The organism is Enterobacter sp. ECC-219 (genome assembly GCF_043966805.1).
In the GTDB taxonomy this organism is placed as follows: Bacteria; Pseudomonadota; Gammaproteobacteria; order Enterobacterales; family Enterobacteriaceae; genus Enterobacter; species Enterobacter cloacae_N.
Genome location: NZ_CP143680.1, coordinates 4,340,388 through 4,360,860 on the forward strand (window position 1 = coordinate 4,340,388; position 20,473 = coordinate 4,360,860).

At 57.0% G+C, this 20,473-nt stretch carries 18 protein-coding genes; 9 read left to right on the forward strand and 9 right to left on the reverse strand.

What is annotated here, in order from left to right:
- Position 1 precedes the first annotated feature (1 nt).
- Positions 2 to 1,990 (forward strand): transketolase, encoded by a 1,989-nt coding sequence (gene tkt / locus V1603_RS20685; RefSeq protein ID WP_395313201.1) that lies wholly within the window; start codon positions 2 to 4, stop codon positions 1,988 to 1,990.
- A 78-nt stretch (positions 1,991 to 2,068) separates the two neighbouring features.
- Here the strand turns inward: tkt and V1603_RS20690 are convergent, their stop codons facing one another.
- Both V1603_RS20690 and nudK read right to left on the reverse strand, forming a co-directional pair.
- On the reverse strand, positions 2,069 to 3,112 hold the full coding sequence (locus V1603_RS20690) for a DUF1176 domain-containing protein (protein ID WP_163330551.1): 1,044 nt from the start codon (positions 3,110 to 3,112) through the stop codon (positions 2,069 to 2,071).
- Between the two features lie 106 nt (positions 3,113 to 3,218).
- Positions 3,219 to 3,812, reverse strand: coding sequence for a GDP-mannose pyrophosphatase NudK (gene nudK / locus V1603_RS20695; protein WP_116343163.1), 594 nt, complete (start codon positions 3,810 to 3,812; stop codon positions 3,219 to 3,221).
- 237 nt (positions 3,813 to 4,049) lie between these two features.
- On the opposite strand from nudK, the gene narQ reads away from it, so the two are divergent.
- A complete protein-coding gene (gene narQ, locus V1603_RS20700) occupies positions 4,050 to 5,744 on the forward strand; it encodes a nitrate/nitrite two-component system sensor histidine kinase NarQ (RefSeq protein ID WP_163330552.1) in 1,695 nt (564 codons plus the stop codon).
- Between the two features lie 142 nt (positions 5,745 to 5,886).
- Entirely contained in the window at positions 5,887 to 9,000 is a 3,114-nt protein-coding gene (gene acrD, locus V1603_RS20705) for a multidrug efflux RND transporter permease AcrD (RefSeq protein WP_166711935.1), read from the forward strand.
- 108 nt (positions 9,001 to 9,108) lie between these two features.
- Here acrD and ypfM read toward each other — a convergent pair whose 3' ends face one another.
- Positions 9,109 to 9,168 carry a protein YpfM gene (ypfM, locus tag V1603_RS20710; RefSeq protein WP_015572204.1) on the reverse strand — a complete coding sequence of 20 codons (60 nt, stop codon included), beginning with the start codon at positions 9,166 to 9,168 and terminating at the stop codon, positions 9,109 to 9,111.
- Between the two features lie 387 nt (positions 9,169 to 9,555).
- On the opposite strand from ypfM, the gene V1603_RS20715 reads away from it, so the two are divergent.
- From V1603_RS20715 to V1603_RS20725, 3 genes are read left to right on the forward strand one after another with little or no spacing between them, the layout of a single operon-like run.
- Entirely contained in the window at positions 9,556 to 9,912 is a 357-nt protein-coding gene (locus V1603_RS20715; protein WP_163330554.1) for an ArsC family reductase, read from the forward strand.
- A 3-nt stretch (positions 9,913 to 9,915) separates the two neighbouring features.
- Positions 9,916 to 11,043: a succinyl-diaminopimelate desuccinylase gene (gene dapE / locus V1603_RS20720; protein WP_395313202.1), complete on the forward strand. Its 1,128-nt coding sequence runs from the start codon at positions 9,916 to 9,918 to the stop codon at positions 11,041 to 11,043.
- 24 nt (positions 11,044 to 11,067) lie between these two features.
- Complete coding sequence (locus V1603_RS20725) at positions 11,068 to 11,265, forward strand: YpfN family protein (protein ID WP_013098222.1); 198 nt, start codon at positions 11,068 to 11,070, stop codon at positions 11,263 to 11,265.
- A gap of 60 nt (positions 11,266 to 11,325) precedes the next feature.
- On the opposite strand, the gene ypfH is transcribed toward V1603_RS20725, so the two are convergent.
- The 6 genes from ypfH to dapA all read right to left on the reverse strand — a co-directional run bounded on the left by ypfH (position 11,326) and on the right by dapA (position 17,783).
- Positions 11,326 to 12,021, reverse strand: a complete 696-nt coding sequence (ypfH, locus tag V1603_RS20730; RefSeq protein WP_163330555.1) for an esterase — start codon at positions 12,019 to 12,021, stop codon at positions 11,326 to 11,328.
- 73 nt (positions 12,022 to 12,094) lie between these two features.
- Positions 12,095 to 14,041, reverse strand: coding sequence for a GNAT family N-acetyltransferase (locus V1603_RS20735; protein WP_163330605.1), 1,947 nt, complete (start codon positions 14,039 to 14,041; stop codon positions 12,095 to 12,097).
- Complete coding sequence (locus V1603_RS20740) at positions 14,041 to 14,910, reverse strand: neutral zinc metallopeptidase (protein WP_116343173.1); 870 nt, start codon at positions 14,908 to 14,910, stop codon at positions 14,041 to 14,043. Before V1603_RS20740 ends, V1603_RS20735 begins: the two co-directional genes overlap by 1 nt.
- Before the next feature lie 120 nt (positions 14,911 to 15,030).
- Entirely contained in the window at positions 15,031 to 15,744 is a 714-nt protein-coding gene (gene purC, locus V1603_RS20745) for a phosphoribosylaminoimidazolesuccinocarboxamide synthase (RefSeq protein ID WP_023332985.1), read from the reverse strand.
- A gap of 109 nt (positions 15,745 to 15,853) precedes the next feature.
- Positions 15,854 to 16,888: an outer membrane protein assembly factor BamC gene (gene bamC, locus V1603_RS20750; protein ID WP_028014020.1), complete on the reverse strand. Its 1,035-nt coding sequence runs from the start codon at positions 16,886 to 16,888 to the stop codon at positions 15,854 to 15,856.
- 16 nt (positions 16,889 to 16,904) lie between these two features.
- A complete protein-coding gene (gene dapA, locus V1603_RS20755) occupies positions 16,905 to 17,783 on the reverse strand; it encodes a 4-hydroxy-tetrahydrodipicolinate synthase (RefSeq protein WP_395313203.1) in 879 nt (292 codons plus the stop codon).
- Between the two features lie 145 nt (positions 17,784 to 17,928).
- Here dapA and V1603_RS20760 point away from each other — a divergent pair, with 145 nt between their 5' ends.
- The 3 genes from V1603_RS20760 (at position 17,929) to V1603_RS20770 (ending at position 20,408) form a co-directional block, all read left to right on the forward strand.
- Positions 17,929 to 18,498, forward strand: coding sequence for a glycine cleavage system transcriptional repressor (locus V1603_RS20760; RefSeq protein ID WP_028014022.1), 570 nt, complete (start codon positions 17,929 to 17,931; stop codon positions 18,496 to 18,498).
- Positions 18,498 to 18,968, forward strand: a complete 471-nt coding sequence (gene bcp / locus V1603_RS20765; RefSeq protein ID WP_032659360.1) for a thioredoxin-dependent thiol peroxidase — start codon at positions 18,498 to 18,500, stop codon at positions 18,966 to 18,968. Before V1603_RS20760 ends, bcp begins: the two co-directional genes overlap by 1 nt.
- Positions 18,969 to 19,079: 111 nt before the next feature.
- Complete coding sequence (locus V1603_RS20770; RefSeq protein WP_395313204.1) at positions 19,080 to 20,408, forward strand: IS4 family transposase; 1,329 nt, start codon at positions 19,080 to 19,082, stop codon at positions 20,406 to 20,408.
- The last annotated feature ends 65 nt before the right edge of the window (positions 20,409 to 20,473 follow it).

Genomic DNA, 20,473 nt, shown 5'->3' on the forward strand with positions numbered 1-20,473 from the left:
TATGTCCCGTAAAGAGCTCGCCAACGCCATTCGCGCCCTCAGCATGGATGCCGTACAAAAAGCCAATTCCGGCCACCCTGGCGCCCCGATGGGAATGGCCGATATTGCCGAAGTGCTGTGGAACGACTTTCTGAAGCACAACCCCACAGACCCAACCTGGTACGACCGCGACCGTTTTATTCTCTCCAACGGCCACGCCTCGATGCTGCTCTACAGCCTGCTGCACCTTTCCGGCTACGATCTGCCGCTGGAAGAGCTGAAAAACTTCCGCCAGCTGCACTCTAAAACGCCGGGCCACCCGGAGATCGGCTATACCCCGGGCGTGGAAACTACCACCGGCCCGCTGGGTCAGGGTCTGGCGAATGCCGTCGGTCTTGCGATTGCCGAGCGCACGCTGGCGGCGCAGTTTAACCAGCCGGACCACGAGATTGTCGACCACTACACGTATGTTTTTATGGGCGACGGCTGCCTGATGGAGGGGATCTCCCACGAGGTCTGCTCGCTGGCGGGCACGCTGGGGCTCGGGAAGCTGATTGGCTTCTACGACCACAACGGCATCTCCATCGACGGGGAAACCGAGGGCTGGTTTACCGACGACACGGCGAAACGCTTTGAGGCCTACCACTGGCACGTGGTGCACGAGATCGACGGCCACGATCCTGAGGCGGTGAAAAAAGCGATTCAGGAAGCGCAGAGCGTGAAGGACAAACCGTCCCTGATTATCTGTCGCACCACCATCGGCTTCGGCTCGCCGAACAAAGCGGGTAAAGAAGAGGCGCACGGCGCGGCGCTGGGCGAAGAGGAAGTGGCGTTAACCCGCCAGAAGCTGGGCTGGAAGTATCCGCCATTTGAGATCCCGAAAGAGATCTACAGAGCCTGGGATGCCCGCGAAGCGGGTGAAAAAGCCCAGCAGGCGTGGAACGAAAAATTTGCCGCCTACAAAAAAGCGCACCCGGAGCTGGCGGCCGAGTTTTCCCGCCGCATGAGCGGCGGCTTGCCGGAGGACTGGGACGATAAAACCCAGGCGCTGATTGAAAATCTGCAGTCCAACCCGGCGAAAATCGCCACCCGTAAGGCGTCGCAAAATACCCTCAACGCCATTGGCCCAATCCTGCCTGAGCTGCTCGGCGGCTCGGCGGATCTTGCACCAAGTAACCTGACCATCTGGTCCGGCTCGAAATCGCTGAAAGAGGATATTGCCGGGAACTACATCCACTACGGCGTGCGCGAGTTCGGAATGACCGCGATTGCAAACGGCATCGCCCATCACGGCGGCTTCGTGCCCTACACCGCCACCTTCCTGATGTTCGTCGAGTACGCCCGAAACGCGGCGCGCATGGCGGCACTGATGAAGGCCCGGCAGATCATGGTCTACACCCACGACTCCATCGGCCTGGGGGAAGATGGCCCGACGCACCAGGCGGTGGAACAGCTGGCGAGCCTGCGCTTAACGCCAAACTTCAGCACCTGGCGTCCGTGCGACCAGGTGGAAGCGGCGGTGGGCTGGAAGCTGGCGGTTGAGCGCCACAACGGCCCCACGGCGCTGATCCTGTCGCGCCAGAACCTGGCGCAGATCGAGCGCACCCCGGAGCAGGTTAAAAACATCGCCCGTGGCGGGTACATCCTGAAAGACAGCGGCGGCAAGCCGGACGTGATCCTGATTGCCACCGGTTCCGAGGTGGAAATTACGGTGAAAGCGGCGGAGAAACTGACCGCCGAAGGCCACGCGGTGCGCGTTGTGTCCCTGCCTTCAACGGATATCTTTGACGCCCAGGATGAGGCGTATCGGGAATCGGTGCTGCCGTCCAACGTCGCGGCACGCGTGGCGGTGGAAGCGGGTATTGCCGACTACTGGTATAAATACGTGGGGCTAAAAGGAGCGATTGTTGGCATGCGGGGTTACGGTGAATCGGCACCTGCCGACAAGCTCTTCCCGTACTTCGGCTTTACCGTTGAGAACGTGGTGGAGAAGGCGCTGAGCGTGCTGTAGTGCGTTCTTCGTTGCCGGGTGGCGCTGTCGCTTACCCGGCCTACGGTTCGAGGTTTTCTAAGCCGCCACCCGGTAAAACTAGCGGGTGATCCACAGCGTGGGCCAGGCGTCTGGCCCATTCCAGCTATCGCAGCTTGGCTCTTCCGCATAGCGCACCAGGCGGAAGCGCTGGCCGTCAAAACGCCAGCGCGTCTGGATCCCGCAGTCCCCGATACCGCGTCCCAGCGCCAGCGTCGTCAGCTCGCGCGTTTTTTCATCAAAGCTGGCGTTCATCAGCTCCATGTCGCTGCTCTGGCTGGAGGGGGTAAACGGCAGACGTAACCTGACGCTGCGGGCAGTGAACGGTTTTTTACGTGATACCAGCCACGCCAGATCGACCGTGTTATAGGCTCCTGCCTCACAGCTGACGATTAACAGCGCTTTGTCGTCGGTTAATGCGGTGACGCGTACTTCACGGCGGTTAGGATCCAGCGAGCACTGGCTGTTGTTCATCCGCCAGGTTCCATAATCCAGCAGATCGTTTAGCTCGCTATGCGTCAGCGGCGTCGGCGTCGGGTTCACCACGGCCACCTTTTTTAATGCTGGTGCAGGAGGCACGCTCAGCGGCGGGCTATCCCCTTTTTTAATCCATGCCGTTTCGCTGCCAACGCGCTTCTGCTGGGCGTCAATAAACAGCAGCGCCGCCTTCAGCCCGACCAGCGAAATCGTCTGCTTCCCCCCGCGCAGGGTCAGCGCCTGCCCTTCCTGAATAGTTTTCAGAAATGCGTTGAGGGTACCTGTATCGTCGGTCTTGAGATGCCAGGGCGTTAACTGCCAGTGCTGTGAATTGAGTTTTAGCGGAACGTTGTCGAGCAGAAGGCGCGGGGCGATGTCCGGCTCTTTTACCGGCGGGGCCGAAAGCCCGCCGAGATCGATGCGCAGGCTGGCGTCCGTTTTCGCGCCGGCGCTACGGCTCAGCGTCATAACCAGACCGCGATGTTCCCCCGTATTCCGGGCAACACAAAAATTCTGGTTATTGCAGGTGACCTGCCAGTCTGAGAAAGACTGCTGCGCAGGTGCCGCCCACACCAGAGGCACGGGTAGCACGCAGAAAAAGAAGAGAAGCAAAACGCAGTAGCGCATGAATGGCACAGCCCCGGAAACGAAAAGGTCAATCTGGGGCGTATCTTCGTGCCCAGCGCGGGCGGGCTCAATCGGATTTATCGGATAGATTTATCTGAAATGCAGGCTATTGCGACATCGGTTTGGGGTTCATTAACCCGCTGGTTTGTAGATATTGCAACAGGATCACCGCTTTACCGTCGCGGATCTCGCCGCTTTTCACCATCTCAACGGCCTGAGCGAAAGGCATTTCCAGCACTTCAATATCTTCATCCTCCACGCCGCCACCGCGATGCGTGCGCTGGGCATCGGTATATTCCGCAATGAAGAAATGGACCAGCTCGGTCACGCCGCCAGGTGACATGAAAAGCTCAAAGACTTTTTGCACCGCGCCTACTTCAAAACCGGTCTCCTCGACGGCCTCCTTGCGGATGCAGACTTCCGGCTCATCGTCATCAAGCAGGCCGGCGCAGGTTTCAATCAGACGCCCGTCCGCGTTGCCGTTGACCCAGGTCGCGACCCGAAACTGGCGAATCAGCACCACGCTTTGCTTTTCACGATTATACAGCAGAATGGTTGCGCCATTGCCCCGGTCGTAGACTTCGCGTTTGTGGCGAATCACGTCACCGTTCTTACGGGTTAAATCGTAAGTGATATTCCGCAGGACAAAGTAATTTTCAGAGAGGATTTTGTCTTTGATAACGGTAATGTTCAGGGACATACGGGCTCCACGGCAAAATGAGTCTGTTTATACTACGCCGTGAAGCCCGCTTTGTCGCCCGTCGGTTAAGACGGCGCGTCTCTTCTCGTCAGATTTCATGTTAATCCCCAAAGCGGCTTTTTGGATCAATAACCTTATTTTTATTATGAATAAGCTATTTGCTCACTATCGCGTTATCAGGCAATGTACAACTGCCCGTAACCTGTGGCAGAGCCATTTTATTCAGAGAGCCGTTCCGTGACCGTTAAACGCCCCGTTTCCGGAAGCCTTGCCTGGGCTTTCTTTTCGATCATTGCCCTGTCCGTGCTGACCAGCACCGTCGCGCTGCTGACGCTTGCCAGCAGCCAGCGTGATGCCGAAGCCATTAACATTGCGGGTTCGCTGCGCATGCAGAGCTACCGCCTCGGCTACGAGATGCAGCGCAACAGCCCCTCCCTTAAGGCGCATCTTGAGAACTGGCAGCAGACGTTAAGCGCGCCTTCCCTGGAGAAGCTGAACCGCTGGTACGTCCCGGAAAACGTCAAGGCGCGCTATCAGCAGCTGCATGTGGCCTGGCGGGAAATGGATAAGCACATCGCCCGCGGCAACAGCGCATGGTATGACGCTAACATTGAGGATTTTGTCGGCCGCATTGATGCCTTTGTTCTCGCCCTCCAGCACTACACCGAAAATAAAATCCAGACGGTGACCCTTCTCTCTCTGGTTGGCGCGCTCGGGATCCTGCTGCTGACGCTGTTTACCCTGCGGCGCATCCGCCGCCAGGTGGTGTTGCCACTGAACAACCTGGTGGCCGCCAGTGAACGGATTGAGCGAGGTGAATTTACCACCCCGGCGCCGGACACCGCGCTGCCCAACGAGCTGGGCCAGCTTTCCCGCGCCTTCAACCATATGTCGGGCGAGCTACATACTCTCTATCGGTCGCTCGAAGCCTCCGTCGCGGAAAAGACGCGGCATTTGCATGAAGCCCACCAGCAGCTCGACATGCTGTTCAAATGCTCTCAGGCGCTGAATACCGGACAGATTGACAGCCTGTGCTTCCGGCATATTTTACAGATTGTCCATGAATACACGCAGATGAATTACCTGGAGCTACGCACCAGCGACGACTGGCGGCTGTGTGAAGGGACAGAGGTGAGCGGCATTTCTCTGCAAACCCTGCCGGTGCTGATGCAGGACACCCTTTACGGCGAGCTGCGCTGGCAAAGCGAGACGGGCAGCGTTCCTCTTCCGCTGATGAGAAGTGTCGCGACCATGCTCGGGCGCGGGCTGTACTTTAACCAGGCGCAGAAACACTACCAGCAGCTGCTGCTGATGGAGGAGCGCGCCACCATCGCCCGCGAGCTGCATGATTCGCTGGCGCAGGTACTCTCCTATCTGCGGATCCAGCTCACGCTGCTTAAACACGCCGTGCCGGCGGAAAATGCCCCCGCGCAGACCATCATCACCGACTTCTCCCGCGAGCTGAACAACGCCTGGCAGCAGTTGCGCGAGCTGCTGACCACCTTCCGCCTGACGCTAAACCATGCGAATTTACCCGCGGCGCTTCAGGAGTCCCTCGATGCCCTGCAGAGCCAAACGCAGGCGAAGCTGTACCTCGACTGCCGCCTCTCCTCGCTGGCGCTTGACGCGCAGAAGCAGGTGCATTTGCTGCAGATCGTGCGGGAGGCCGTCCTGAATGCGATTAAGCACGCGCAGGCCAGCGAGATCACCGTCAGCTGCGTAACCGCCGTGGACGGCACGCACAACGTCAGCATTCGTGACAACGGCATCGGAATTGGCGAGGCCAGCGAACCGCCGGGACACTACGGGCTGAACATTATGCGAGAACGCGCGCAACGGCTCGGCGGAATGCTGCACTTCTCGCAGCCGCAAAACGGCGGCACGCAGGTCAGCGTGACGTTCCCCGCACCCGCGCCGTTAACAGGTAAATAACGGTAAAGGGGGAAGCGCCGGGAAAAGCGCATGATAATTTACATTATCTCCTTTATTTCTCCACGTTTGGCCTGGGCCTTGCCGCTAAAGTGATGCGGGCAATAAACAATAATGACGTGCAGCAAAACGAGGTCACTTTTCCATGGCGAATTTTTTCATCGATCGCCCCATTTTTGCCTGGGTGCTTGCCATCCTGTTGTGTCTGACAGGCGTCCTGGCGATTACTTCTCTTCCCGTTGAGCAATATCCCGATCTGGCACCGCCTAACGTGCGTGTCACCGCCAACTATCCCGGCGCTTCCGCACAAACGCTGGAAAACACCGTGACGCAGGTTATCGAGCAGAACATGACGGGTCTGGATAATCTGATGTACATGTCCTCCCAAAGCAGCGCCACGGGACAGGCCACGGTCACCCTGAGCTTTGAGGCGGGCACCGACCCGGACGAAGCGGTGCAGCAGGTACAAAACCAGCTGCAGTCGGCCATGCGTAAGCTGCCCCAGGCGGTGCAGAACCAGGGGGTCACCGTGCGTAAAACCGGTGATACCAACATTCTGACTATCGCGTTTGTCTCCACCGATGGCTCAATGGATAAACAGGACATTGCGGACTACGTCGCCAGTAATATTCAGGACCCGCTCAGCCGTATTAACGGCGTAGGGGATATCGACGCCTACGGTTCACAGTACTCAATGCGTATCTGGCTCGATCCTAACAAGCTGAACAGCTATCAGATGACCGCAACCGACGTGACGGACGCCATCAAAGCCCAGAACGCCCAAATTGCCGTGGGGCAGCTGGGAGGCACGCCTTCGGTTGATAAACAGGCCCTGAATGCCACCATCAATTCACAATCCCTGCTTCAGACGCCGGACCAGTTCCGCAACATCACCCTTCGCGTGAATCAGGACGGTTCAGAGGTGCGCCTGGGCGATGTCGCTAAGGTGGAAATGGGTGCGGAGAAATACGATTACCTGAGCCGCTTTAACGGCAATCCGGCCTCCGGTCTTGGGATCAAGCTGGCCTCCGGCGCGAACGAAATGGCGACGGCGAAGCTGGTGCTGGACCGTCTGGATGAGCTGTCGCAGTATTTCCCGCACGGGCTGGAGTACAAAGTCGCCTATGAAACCACCTCCTTCGTTAAAGCCTCGATTGAGGATGTGGTGAAAACCCTGCTGGAAGCGATCGCGCTGGTGTTCCTGGTCATGTACCTGTTCCTGCAAAACTTCCGCGCCACGCTGATCCCCACCATTGCCGTCCCGGTAGTGCTGCTGGGTACTTTTGCGGTGCTCTACGCGTTCGGCTACAGCATCAACACCCTGACGATGTTTGCCATGGTGCTGGCGATTGGCCTGCTGGTGGACGATGCCATCGTGGTCGTGGAAAACGTCGAGCGCATCATGAGCGAAGAGGGGCTTTCCCCGCGTCAGGCCACGCGCAAATCCATGGGGCAAATTCAGGGGGCGTTAGTCGGTATCGCGATGGTGCTGTCGGCGGTCTTTATCCCGATGGCCTTCTTTGGCGGTACAACCGGGGCGATTTACCGTCAGTTCTCAATTACCATCGTCTCGGCGATGGTGCTTTCCGTGCTGGTGGCGCTGATCCTCACCCCCGCGCTCTGTGCCACCCTCCTTAAGCCGCTGCACAAAGGGGAACATCACGGACAGAAAGGGTTCTTCGGCTGGTTTAACCGTATGTTCAACCGCAATGCCGAGCGGTATGAATCTGCCGTCGGTAAAGTGCTGCACCGCAGCCTGCGCTGGATGATGATTTACGTTGTGCTGCTGGGCGGCATGGTGTGGCTGTTTCTGCATCTTCCCACCTCGTTCCTGCCTCAGGAGGACCGGGGGATGTTCATCACCTCGGTGCAGCTCCCGAGCGGCTCAACGCAGCAGCAGACGCTGAAGGTGGTTCAGAACGTGGAGCAGTACTTCTTCACCAAAGAGAAAGATAACGTTGTCTCGGTCTTCTCTACCGTCGGCTCCGGCCCGGGCGGGAATGGGCAGAACGTCGCCCGCATGTTTGTCCGCCTGAAAGACTGGGACGAACGCGACGCCAGAACGGGAACCTCGTTCGCCATCATTGAACGGGCAACCAAAGCTTTTGCGGGCATTAAAGAGGCGCGCGTTTTTGCCAGCAGTCCGCCCGCGATCAGCGGCTTGGGCAGTTCCGCCGGGTTTGATATGGAGCTGCAGGATCACGCCGGCGCGGGCCACTCGGCGCTGATGGCCGCGCGCGACAAGCTGTTAGAACTTGCAGGTAAAGATCCCGGCCTGACCCGCGTTCGTCACAACGGTCTTGACGACAGCCCGCAGCTTCAGGTGGATATAGACCAGCGTAAGGCGCAGGCGCTGGGCGTCTCGATCGACGATATCAACGACACCCTGCAAACCGCGTGGGGCTCAAGCTACGTAAATGACTTTATGGATCGCGGCCGCGTGAAAAAAGTGTATGTTCAGGCAGCCGCGCCTTTCCGCATGTTGCCGGATGACATTAACCGCTGGTTTGTACGTAATAATTCTGGCGGGATGGTACCCTTCTCCGCCTTTGCCACGTCGCGCTGGGAGAGCGGTTCGCCGCGCCTGGAGCGCTATAACGGCTATTCGGCAGTTGAAATCGTCGGGGAAGCCGCGCCGGGCGTCAGCACCGGTACCGCCATGGACACCATGGAAAAACTGGTGCAGCAGCTGCCCGCTGGTTTTGGTCTGGAATGGACGGCCATGTCTTACCAGGAGCGCCTCTCCGGGGCACAGGCGCCCGCGCTTTATGCGCTTTCTCTGCTGGTGGTCTTCCTCTGCCTTGCCGCGCTGTATGAGAGCTGGTCGGTTCCGTTCTCGGTCATGCTGGTGGTGCCGCTTGGGGTTATCGGTGCGCTGCTGGCGACCTGGATGCGTGGCCTGGAGAACGACGTTTACTTCCAGGTGGGGCTACTCACGGTGATCGGCTTATCGGCGAAAAACGCCATTCTGATCGTAGAATTTGCCAACGAGATGAATGCTAAAGGCCACGAGCTGATGGCCGCCACGCTGCACGCCTGCCGTCAGCGCTTGCGTCCGATCCTGATGACCTCGCTGGCATTTATTTTTGGCGTACTGCCGATGGCAACCAGCACGGGTGCAGGCTCAAGCAGCCAGCATGCGGTGGGTACCGGCGTTATGGGGGGGATGATTTCGGCCACCATCCTGGCGATTTATTTTGTTCCGCTGTTCTTTGTGCTGGTGCGTCGTCGCTTCCCGCTCCGGGAGCGACAGGAATAACCCGCAGCCATAAAAAAGGCGGCTTTATCGGCCGCCTTTTTATTGTGTGATTAATTCACACTATGGTTATTTTACTTATTTTAGTGCTCTTGCAATTCTTACTGAATGTCATTTACGAAGCATGCCTTCGATAAAATCTTTCCAGTTCCCCAGTTCACGTTCAATCATAACAACCTCTCTTATTATTATGCGCATTCTACGAAAACGTATCATCATTGTGAAGACTATTTAACCAATCGCTGCGATTGTACCCCGCCACCGCCGGGGATTTATGATAAATATGAACGGAGAACCTTAAATTTTGTGTGATGGGCAGCAATATTTTGAAATAACCCTGCGAACGGGTGAGTTCTATTTTACTCGCTGAGTTTATGGGGAATTTAAACCCTATGGACATCTATGCTTAAAGGGTGAAAGAATATTCAGCGTACAAGTGTGAGTTGAATTAAGATGAAGCGTAAATCCAGACAATTCCTGAATGTGTTATATTCCACTTAAGGATATATCTTCGAATTTATTGAACATTTAATCGCCATAAGAGCAAAAGGATTCAACATGGTTGTGATGTACGGCATTAAAAATTGCGACACCATCAAAAAAGCGCGCCGCTGGCTGGAAGCAAACCACGTGGAGTACCGCTTCCACGATTACCGTGCCGACGGGCTTGATGCACAATTTCTGCATACCGCCATTAACGAACTGGGATGGGAAGCGCTGCTGAACACCCGCGGCACCACCTGGCGTAAGCTGGATGAATCCGTGCGCGCCAGCATCGTTGATGCCGACAGCGCGGCAAAGCTGATGCTCGATATGCCGGCAATTATCAAACGCCCATTGCTCTGCAAGCCAGGTCAGCCTATGCTGCTGGGTTTCAGTGAAACCCTTTATTCTGACTTTTTCGTTGAGGTGTAGTGTATGTCATGCCCGGTCATTGAGCTGACTCAACAGCTTATTCGCCGTCCTTCCCTTAGCCCGGACGACGCAGGTTGTCAGGCATTAATGATTGAGCGCCTGCGTGCCATCGGTTTTACCGTTGAGCGCATGGATTTTGGCGATACCCAGAACTTCTGGGCGTGGCGCGGCCAGGGCGAAACGCTGGCCTTTGCCGGGCACACTGACGTCGTTCCCGCGGGTGACGCAGATCGCTGGATTAACCCGCCGTTTGAGCCAACCATCCGCGATGGCATGCTCTTCGGTCGCGGCGCGGCAGACATGAAAGGCTCGCTGGCGGCGATGGTGGTGGCGGCAGAGCGCTTTGTGGCTCAGCATCCGAACCACAAAAACCGTCTCGCGTTTTTGATCACCTCCGATGAAGAAGCCAGCGCCCATAACGGTACCGTAAAGGTCGTTGAGGCGCTGATGGCGCGTAACGAGCGTCTCGACTACTGTCTGGTCGGCGAGCCGTCCAGTACCGAAGTGGTGGGTGATGTCGTCAAAAACGGTCGTCGCGGCTCGCTGACCTGTAACCTGACCATTCACGGCGTTCAGGGGCACGTGGCTTATCCACATCTGGCCGATAACCCGGTCCACCGCGCCGCGCCAATGCTGAACGAACTGGTGGGCATCGAGTGGGATAAAGGCAACGAGTTCTTCCCGCCGACCAGCATGCAGATTGCAAACGTCAAGGCCGGGACCGGCAGCAACAACGTGATCCCGGGGGACTTCTTCGTTCAGTTCAACTTCCGCTTCAGCACCGAACTGACCGAAGAGACGATCAAAGCGCGCGTTGTCGCTCTGCTGGAAAAATACAACCTGCGCTACACCGTCGACTGGTGGCTTTCCGGCCAGCCGTTCCTGACGCAGCGCGGCAAGCTGGTAGATGCGGTAGTGAACGCCATCGAGCACTATAATGAAATTAAGCCGCAGCTGCTGACGACGGGCGGCACCTCAGACGGACGCTTTATCGCCCGCATGGGTGCACAGGTTGTCGAACTGGGTCCGGTTAACGCGACGATTCACAAAATCAACGAGTGTGTGAACGCTGCCGATTTACAACTGCTGGCCCGCATGTATCAACGTATTATGGAGCAACTCGTCGCCTGACGAACGCTCAGAGAGGAATAGCGAATGGATTGGCTTGCAAAGTACTGGTGGATTCTGGTTCTGGTGTTTCTGGTAGGCGTACTGCTTAACGTGATTAAAGACCTTAAGCGCGTTGACCACAAAAAATTTCTCGCCAACAAACCGGATCTTCCGCCGCACCGGGATTTTAACGACAAGTGGGACGATGACGACGATTGGCCGAAGAAAGACCAGAAGAAGTAATTCCCTCACCCCCGGCCCCTCTCCCCTTAGGGGAGAGGGGCCGGGTAAGGGGATAAATGTTTATATAAATTCAACAATATCATCATCATTCGGCTTGCCGCCGCTGAGCGCTTCATCAAAGTAGTGTTTCGGCACGGTATAACGCAGATGGTCGAGCGCAAACTGCATGCTGCGGTCGTCAATCGCGTGGCCCAGATCGTCAACAATATCCAGCGTCACATCCCCGCCTTCGCGCACCAGCGCTTCCTGGGCTGCCACCGCATGCGAAAGCTCAATCACCCGGTCTTCGCCGCCGTGAATAAGATGGATAGTGGTCTGCGTGGTCGCGCTGGTCGGTAGCGTCGCGTAGCGCCCGTTAAACGCGATCACGCGTGAAGCCAGACCGGGCTGCGCTTTTACGCTTTCCAGCGACATGATTGACCCCTGAGAGAAACCAATCAGCGCCGTTGCGTCAGCGCCTACGCCGCTCTGCTGCTGCCAGTAGCGTACGATGTCGATAAACGTGGGCATAATGGCATCAATGCGCGCCTGACGGTTCTCTTCCGTCACGCCCTGAACCGCGAACCACTGCCGTCCGTTCGGGCCGCACGGCTCCACGCCGCCGATGCTGACAATTAGCGCTTCCGGGAACACGGGGGCAAACCAGCGGCCAATCTGCCCCATGTTAACGGCATTATCGCCCACACCATGAAACAGGAGCAGTAACTGTTTAGCCGGTTTGTCAGGGCTTTGAACAACAAAATGGTCGTGTTTCATGGCGGTCTCCTTAATTGATGAGCAGGATTTTACGCCTCTGCGGGGTAATGACCATGCCACTTTACTGAAGAAGTCATTGAAAAAATTGCCATTGCAAAATGTCTGCTTTCAACCGCTGGCAGCGGGAATAGTCAAGACTCTCAAGCGCTTGCGCAGCTTCACTCCGCAGCTTAGCCAGCAACGCTTTTCGCCCCGTCTCGTCCGTCTTTCCCTCGATTTTCCCGCGCAGCGCCGGGAGCGGCATGTCTGTGGTTAACACCAACCGCGTCAGCGCAGCAACCGAGGTTGAAAACGCCCGGTGCGCAAAGGCAAACCCCGCCAGCTCCAGCCAGTCGTCACTATTAAGGGTAGCTTCCCAGGCATCGCTTACCGGGATCTTTTCGCCGTTCCGGGCCGACAGGACGCGCATATCGCGACACAAGCGCTGATGTTCCTGAGCGCACAGCCGGTGCCCGGCCTCGCTCTGCGGCAGTATGGCCATCGCCGTGTAGCACCCGCTGCTGGCTTCCCGATGGCTGCCCATTCGCACCAGCACAAAGCCGCACTGCTGCCAGAAACGCCACAGCTCGTCGGTATAGCCAAAACTGACCGAGAGATAATCTTCACCGCTGGCGCTGCGAATAAGCCGCTGGCCGATGCCTTCCCGTTGACGGTGGGGATGTACCGCAATGCGGCTAATCCGTCGCCCCTTCAGCGTCGCCGCGAGTGGCGATCCGCCGTGCGCCGCCAGCGACTGCGCCACAAGGTTCCCGCGTGGACGACGAAAGCCCGCCCACACCGCGCGGCTCAGCTCAGGAGGCAATCTCCCCTCTTCCACCAGCCAGAGCGCGCCAGCGATATCCGCACCCGCGTGTGCAACCGCAAAGTGCTGGCCGGGTGCGTCCATCATCCGACGTAAATCGAGCGGAGACGTCCGGTAGTGCGCGGCACACAGCAGTTCATAAACGCTTGCCACGCGTGCCGGGTCGCTCTCCCACATCCGCGGCTCCAGCGTCCGTAAACGCACGTCACCTTCCGGCTTGCGGTCAATAAGTGCATCGTCAAACAGCAGCGTATTCCCCACTATCCGCTCAAGCGGACACCCGGCTGCCCAGCGAATGGGGGTGGATAAGGTATGGCGCCGCAGCCCGCTGAACCGGGCGCAGAACTTGAGCAGAAACCCTCTGCCCGTGCCTTCATAACCCTGGACCGTGGTGGTCAGCAGTACGCGGGGAAAACGCGCCACCAGCTTGTCCAGCAGCGGGCCAGGGATGGCGGCGGCTTCATCAACAATCAGCCAGTCGGCTTCTGTCGCGGAGGCCAGCAGCGCATCCGGGGCCATAAAGTGAAAACGCTCGCCGGCGAAGCGCGCAATAACATCCGTTGCCCCTTTTGCCGGTGCCGTCACCACTGCATTTCCGTGGATGCCGTTGAGCAGCATCCCCGCCAGGGCTGACTTTCCGCGTCCGCGCGGTGCCGTCACGGCAGCGACGCCCGAAGGCATGGCCAGAAGCGCGTCGAGGATCTCCGCCTGCTCGCGCTGCGGCTCGCCGCTGGCAGGCTGCCAGGCGGGAAGATCCGGCGCAGCGGGAAGAGATAGAGGACGATGCTGTTGCCAGACGATCGCATCCGCATCGGCGGCAAGCGTCCGGCAAAAATGGTGAACGAAGTGCGGGGTGGCGATCGGCTCCGCGCTGTCGCTCCAGCGTACGGAATCGCCGTCGGGCCTGTCGGCCCACTCAGAGAGCGGCGGCACCAGCAGCACCAGCAGGCTACCGGCGCGCAGCGTCCCGCTGAGCGCGGCAAAGGCTGAAACGTCAAACCCGGCACGCGCGTCAAAAACGGCGTGAAGGTATTCGCGGCCCAGCAGTCCGCTAACGGCTTTAGAGGGATTGTCATCGAGCCACAGCCAGTCTCCCGGCAAGGCATCACGCAGGCCTGCCGCCTGGCTGAACGTCCACTGTTCATCACCCGTGAGCACCACCAGACGGCGGTGCCCGGTACGCTCAAGCTCGTGCGTCAGATGTTCAAACGACACCATCACATGGCTTTGCCGAAGGTATTACACTGGGCCGGATCGCCGCTGTCAAAGCCGCGCTTGAACCAGCTGTAGCGCTGCTGCGACGTACCGTGAGTAAAGCTGTCCGGAACGACATGACCCTGGCTCTGCTGCTGTAAACGGTCGTCGCCGATAGCCTCAGCCGCGTTTAATGCCTCTTCTAGATCGCCGGATTCCAGCACGCCCTGTTGCTGCATGCTGTGGCCCCAGACGCCCGCAAAACAGTCCGCCTGCAGTTCCATTTTGACGGAAAGGCGGTTCACTTCAGCCTGAGATGCATTCTGCTGAAGCTGGCGCACTTTGGGCTCAATCCCCAGCAGCTTTTGCACGTGATGGCCGACTTCATGCGCGATAACGTAGCCCTGGGCAAAATCACCGTCAGCGCCAAGCTTGCGTTTCATGTCATCGTAAAAAGAGAGATCGATATAGACGGTGCCGTCTGCCGGGCAGTAGAACGGCCCCATCACAGATTGCCCGGTACCGCATCCGGTGCGGGTTGCGCCCCGGTACATCACCAGCTTCGGCTGCTGATAGGTGCGCCCCATCTTCTCAAACTGCTGACTCCATGTGTCTTCAGTTGTGGCGAGAATAACGGAGGTAAATTTGGCCGCTTCATCTTCATTCGGGCTGATGGAGCGCGGAGATTGTTGCTGCTGTTGCAGCGGTTGACCGGTCATCAGACCGGTGAGATCGACGCCGTAATAACCCGCGACCAGCACCACAATCAGCAGGATGATACCGCCCTTGCCGCTGGGTAAGCGGAAGCCGGGCCCGCCCATTGAAGGACCGCCGCCGCCATCACCGCGTCTGTCTTCTACATTGTCACTTTCACGACGCCCTTGCCAGCGCATAACCACCTCGAACTATTCCATTAATAATAGCTATGATCGTAGGCGGTTAACGGCAAGATTACCATAGGAAACAAAGGTAAGACGCCAAAGGATGCGAACATCCTTTGGCAACAGAGGGACTTAGTCGAGCTTAACGCCTAAACGGTGAGCAACCGCTTCGTACGCTTCAATCAGGCCACCCAGGCTCTGACGGAAACGGTCTTTGTCCATTTTATCCAGGGTTTCTTTATCCCACAGGCGGCTGCCGTCCGGGGAGAACTCATCACCCAGCACCACTTCACCTTTGAACAGACCAAACTCCAGCTTGAAGTCGACGAGGATCAGGCCCGCGTCATCAAACAGCTTTTTCAGCACGTCGTTGGCTTTGTAGGTCAGTTCCTGCATGCGCGCCAGGTTCTCTTTGCTCACCCAGCCGAAGGTTTCGCAGTAGGATTCGTTGACCATCGGATCGTGCATGGCATCGTTTTTCAGGAACAGGTCGAACAGCGGTGGATTCAGTTCGATACCTTCTTCAATGCCCAGACGCTTCACCAGGGAGCCTGCCGCACGGTTACGAATCACGCACTCAACCGGAACCATATCCAGTTTTTTCACCAGACATTCCGTATCGGACAGCAACGCTTCCATCTGGGTCGGGATACCCGCTTCGGCCAGTTTGGTCATAATGAAGTGGTTGAACTTGTTGTTCACCATGCCTTTACGATCGAACTGCTCAATGCGTGCGCCATCCCCTGCTGACGTATCATTGCGGAACTCGAGCACCAACAGATCCGGGTTCTCCGTGCTGTATACGGTCTTCGCTTTGCCACGATACAACTCAGCTTGCTTCTGCATCTTCATTACTCCTGGTGTGATAATTTGTGTTCAAAACCGGGTATATTATGCCACGCACACGTTTGCGTAGCACGAAAATAAAAAGGGCGGGATTAACCCGCCCTCGTATTTATTTGCTGAATGCAGCCTGGAACACAGCAACCAGCGCATCGTTCTGCGCCTGGGTCAGCGTGTGACCTTTTGGATCGATAAACTGCAGACTGCTGCGGTTATCAAGGTCGCCTACCTGAATCTTGTAGTCACCGGAAGCAAGCTGAGGATCTTTGGCGCCCAGCTCCTGCCATGCGCTGTCGGACAGCGGCTTATAGGTCGCCGTCATGCTACCGGTTGAACGGGTGCTGTCGGTCACTTTCATGCCCACTTTTTCCAGCGTCGCCGGCAGACGCTGCCAGGTCTGGTTAAACGGTGCACGCACCACCAGCATTGGCAGGCCGGTATCATCCGCGCCGCTCTGAACGTCGTAAGTGACGCCGTTACGGTTCTGCGCGGCGTTGGCGGCATCGGTAGCGGTCTTATCCAGACCTGCGGCAATCACGTTCAGCATTTCAGTGCTGTAACGCTGCATAGAGGCGGCATCCGCAACCGGTTTACCCGCCTGCTCCAGGTTCAACAGCTTAACGTTAACCGCCTGCTGGTAACCCTGTGGTTTCACGGAGACCTGATAGCGTCCACGGTACTGCTGATCTTCATCAAGACGGTTCCACTCGATCCAGTCGGTGGTTAACGTCTGGCTGGCGTCATCACGTTTATCAATGGTGTAGTTCTTCGCCTGAATAACGCTGACCACCTGTGGCCACAGATTGCTTCCGCGCGCGCTTTCAACCAGCAGAGAGGCCGTATCACCGGTAAACTGGGTACGCGCACCGCTCACCAGCGCCAGAGGCTGAGCTGGCGGACGAATATCAAGCGCTTTACCGACCAGACCACTGCCGTTGGTCACGGGGATATTATAATCGCCGTTTTGAATCGGCAGGATCATACCAGCCGGTGCATGAAGTTCAGCAAGCGGGGTCGCATCCAGATAGGATTCATCACCGCTCACCTGGCGCTTGTAGCGCGAGTCTGAACTACAGGCAGCGAGCAGCATAACAAGCGAAACACTCGCAACCTTCGCCAGGCGCGACTTCTGTACTGAATAAGCCATCAAATCTCCCTAAACTTTACAGCAAACCGGCATGCTTCAGCGCAGCCCTGACGATATCGCGACCGTGGTCGGTAATCGGTGTCATAGGCAAACGCAGCGTATCGGATGCTACAAGCCCCAACGCCTTACACGCCCATTTCACTGGGATCGGATTGGGTTCGACAAATAATTTATTGTGCAGCGGCATCAGACGCTGATTAATGACGCGCGCTTCATCATAGTGACCGGCTGCGGCCAGTTTGCACATTTCAGCCATATCGCGCGCCGCAACGTTTGCCGTTACGGAGATAACGCCATGGCCACCGAGCTGCATAAAGTCCAGCGAGGTCGCATCATCACCACTCAACAGGATAAAGTCGTCTGAAACCAGCTCTTTGATCTGATGAACGCGGCTTAAGTTCCCTGTCGCCTCTTTAATACCGATAATATTTTTTACTTCCGAGAGACGACCAACGGTTTCCGGCAGCATATCGCAGCCGGTACGGGACGGCACATTATACAGAATTTGTGGCAAGTCAGTATGTTCAGCGATGGCTTTGAAGTGCTGGAACAAACCTTCCTGAGTAGGACGGTTGTAGTAAGGGGTTACCGTCAGACAGCCCACGATGCCGCTGTCGTTAAAACGTTTGGTCAGGCTGATCGCTTCTGCGGTTGCATTAGCGCCTGTTCCCGCAATGACCGGAATACGTCCGTCAGCCAGTTCCAGGGTCAGCATAACCACATCGCCGTGCTCTTCGTGGCTCAGCGTTGCAGATTCACCGGTAGTCCCTACCGAAACGATCGCCGAGGTTCCATTGGCGACATGGTAATCAATCAGCTTCTTCATGCTGGACCGGCAGACATTACCTTTTTCATCCATCGGTGTAACAAGCGCGACAATACTTCCCGTGAACATGAGCCATCCTCTGTGCGAACAAGAGTCTCAATGGTACGTTTGGAACTGTAATAAAAGCAAGCGACCTGAGGCCCTCTGGCGGTTGTATGCACGTTTTTTTTATGCTTTCCTTAGGAAGACTTAACCATGCAAAGGAAGAACAGGTTTGACAACCTCATCACAACATTACCTGGTTATCACTGCGCTGGGTGCCGACAGGCCGGGTATCGTGAACACCATCACCCGTCACGTGAGCAGCTGCGGCTGTAATATCGAAGACAGCCGCCTTGCGATGCTCGGCGAAGAGTTCACGTTTATCATGCTGCTGTCCGGAACATGGAATGCCATTACCCTTATTGAATCCACCCTGCCGCTGAAAGGCGCGGAGTTGGATTTGCTGATCGTCATGAAGCGCACTACCGCGCGCCCGCGTCCGGCCATGCCTGCGACCGTCTGGGTGCAGGTTGAAGTCCCTGATTCTCCACATCTGATTGAGCGCTTTACCGCGCTGTTCGACAGCCATCAGATGAACATTGCCGAGCTCGTCTCCCGCACGCAGCCGGGCGACGAGAGCACCGTTCCCACGCTGTTTATTCAAATTACCGCGCACAGCCCTGCCTCACAGGATGCGTCAAATATCGAGCAAGCGTTCAAAGCCCTCTGTACAGAATTAAACGCGCAGGGCAGTATAAGCGTCGTCAATTATTCGCAGCACGAACAGGATGGAGTTGAGTAATGAATCCACTGAAAGCCGGTGACATCGCACCGAAATTTAGCTTACCGGATCAAGACGGCGAGCAAGTAAATTTGACCGACTTCCAGGGACAGCGTGTTCTGGTCTATTTCTACCCGAAAGCCATGACCCCCGGCTGCACCGTACAGGCCTGCGGCTTACGCGACAACATGGACGAGTTGAAGAAAGTCGGCGTGGAAGTGCTGGGAATCAGCACCGATAAACCAGAAAAGCTGTCACGATTTGCGGAAAAGGAGCTGCTGAACTTCACGCTGCTTTCCGACGAAGACCACCAGGTATGCGAGCAGTTCGGCGTCTGGGGTGAAAAGACCTTTATGGGTAAAACCTACGACGGCATTCACCGCATCAGCTTCCTGATTGACGCTGACGGTAAAGTTGAACATGTATTTGACGACTTCAAAACCAGCAACCACCACGACGTGGTGTTGAACTGGCTGAAAGCAAGCGCCTGATAAACAGCAAAACGGCAACCCAGGTTGTAATGCCGATCAGTTAAGGATCGGTTGACCGATCCAGTGGCTGTGTAAGAATCCGGAAATGTTTACCCGTTTCCGGACTTTTTTATGCACATTGGACAGGCTCTTGATCTGGTATCCCGTTACGATTCTCTGCGTAACCCTCTGACTTCTCTGGGCGACTGTCTTGACCCGGAACTGATTTCCCGCTGCCTTGAAGAATCCGGCACCGTCACGTTACGCAAACGGCGCCTTCCTCTGGAAATGATGGTCTGGTGCATTGTCGGTATGGCCCTTGAGCGCAAGGAGCCGCTTCATCAGATCGTTAACCGGCTGGATATCATGTTACCCGGCAATCGTCCGTTCGTTGCCCCCAGCGCCGTGATCCAGGCCCGTCAGCGGCTGGGAAGCGAAGCCGTCCGCCGTGTGTTCACGCAAACAGCGCAGCTCTGGCATAACGCAACACCGCATCCGCACTGGTGCGGCCTGACCCTGCTGGCCATCGATGGTGTGTTCTGGCGAACACCGGACACGCCGGAAAACGACAGCGCCTTTCCCCGCCAGACGCATGGCGGAAACCCGGCACTCTACCCGCAGGTAAAAATGGTCTGCCAGATGGAACTGACCAGCCATCTGTTGACGGCAGCGGCCTTCGGCACGATGAAAAACAGCGAAAATGAGCTCGCGAAGCAACTGATAGAGCAGACCGGGGATAACACCCTGACGTTAATGGATAAAGGCTATTACTCGCTGGGGTTGCTGAATGCGTGGAGCCAGGCGGGAGAACACCGTCACTGGATGCTCCCTCTCAGAAAGGGAGCACAGTATGAAGAGGTCAGAAAGCTGGGTAAAGGCGACTATCTGGTGAAGCTGAAAACCAGCCCACAGGCACGAAAAAAATGGCCGGGTCTGGGAGATGAGATGACAGCCCGCCTGCTGACCGTAACGCGCAAAGGGAAAGTCTGCCATCTGCTGACGTCGATGACGGACGCCATGCGCTATCCCGGAGGAGAAATGGCAGACCTGTACAGCCATCGCTGGGAAATAGAGCTGGGGTACAGGGAGATAAAACAAACGATGCAACTGAGCAGGCTGACGCTGAGAAGTAAAAAGCCGGAGCTTGTGGAGCAGGAGTTATGGGGCGTGTTACTGGCGTATAATCTGGTGCGATATCAGATGATTAAAATGGCGGGCCATCTGAAAGGATACTGGCCGAATCAGCTGAGCTTCTCAGAATCATGCGGCATGGTCATGAGAATGCTGATGACGCTGCAGGGCGCTTCACCAGGGCGTATCCCGGAGCTGATGCGTGATCTTGAAAGCATGGCGCAACTGGTAAAGTTGCCGACAAGAAGGGAAAGGGCCTTCCCGAGGGTGGTAAAGGAAAGGCCCTGGAGATACCCCACAGCCCCGAAAAAAAGCCAGTCAGTTGCTTAACTGACTGGCATTACAACCCAGGTTGCCGTTTTGAGTGTTTTCCCCCTCTCCCCGTGGGAGAGGGC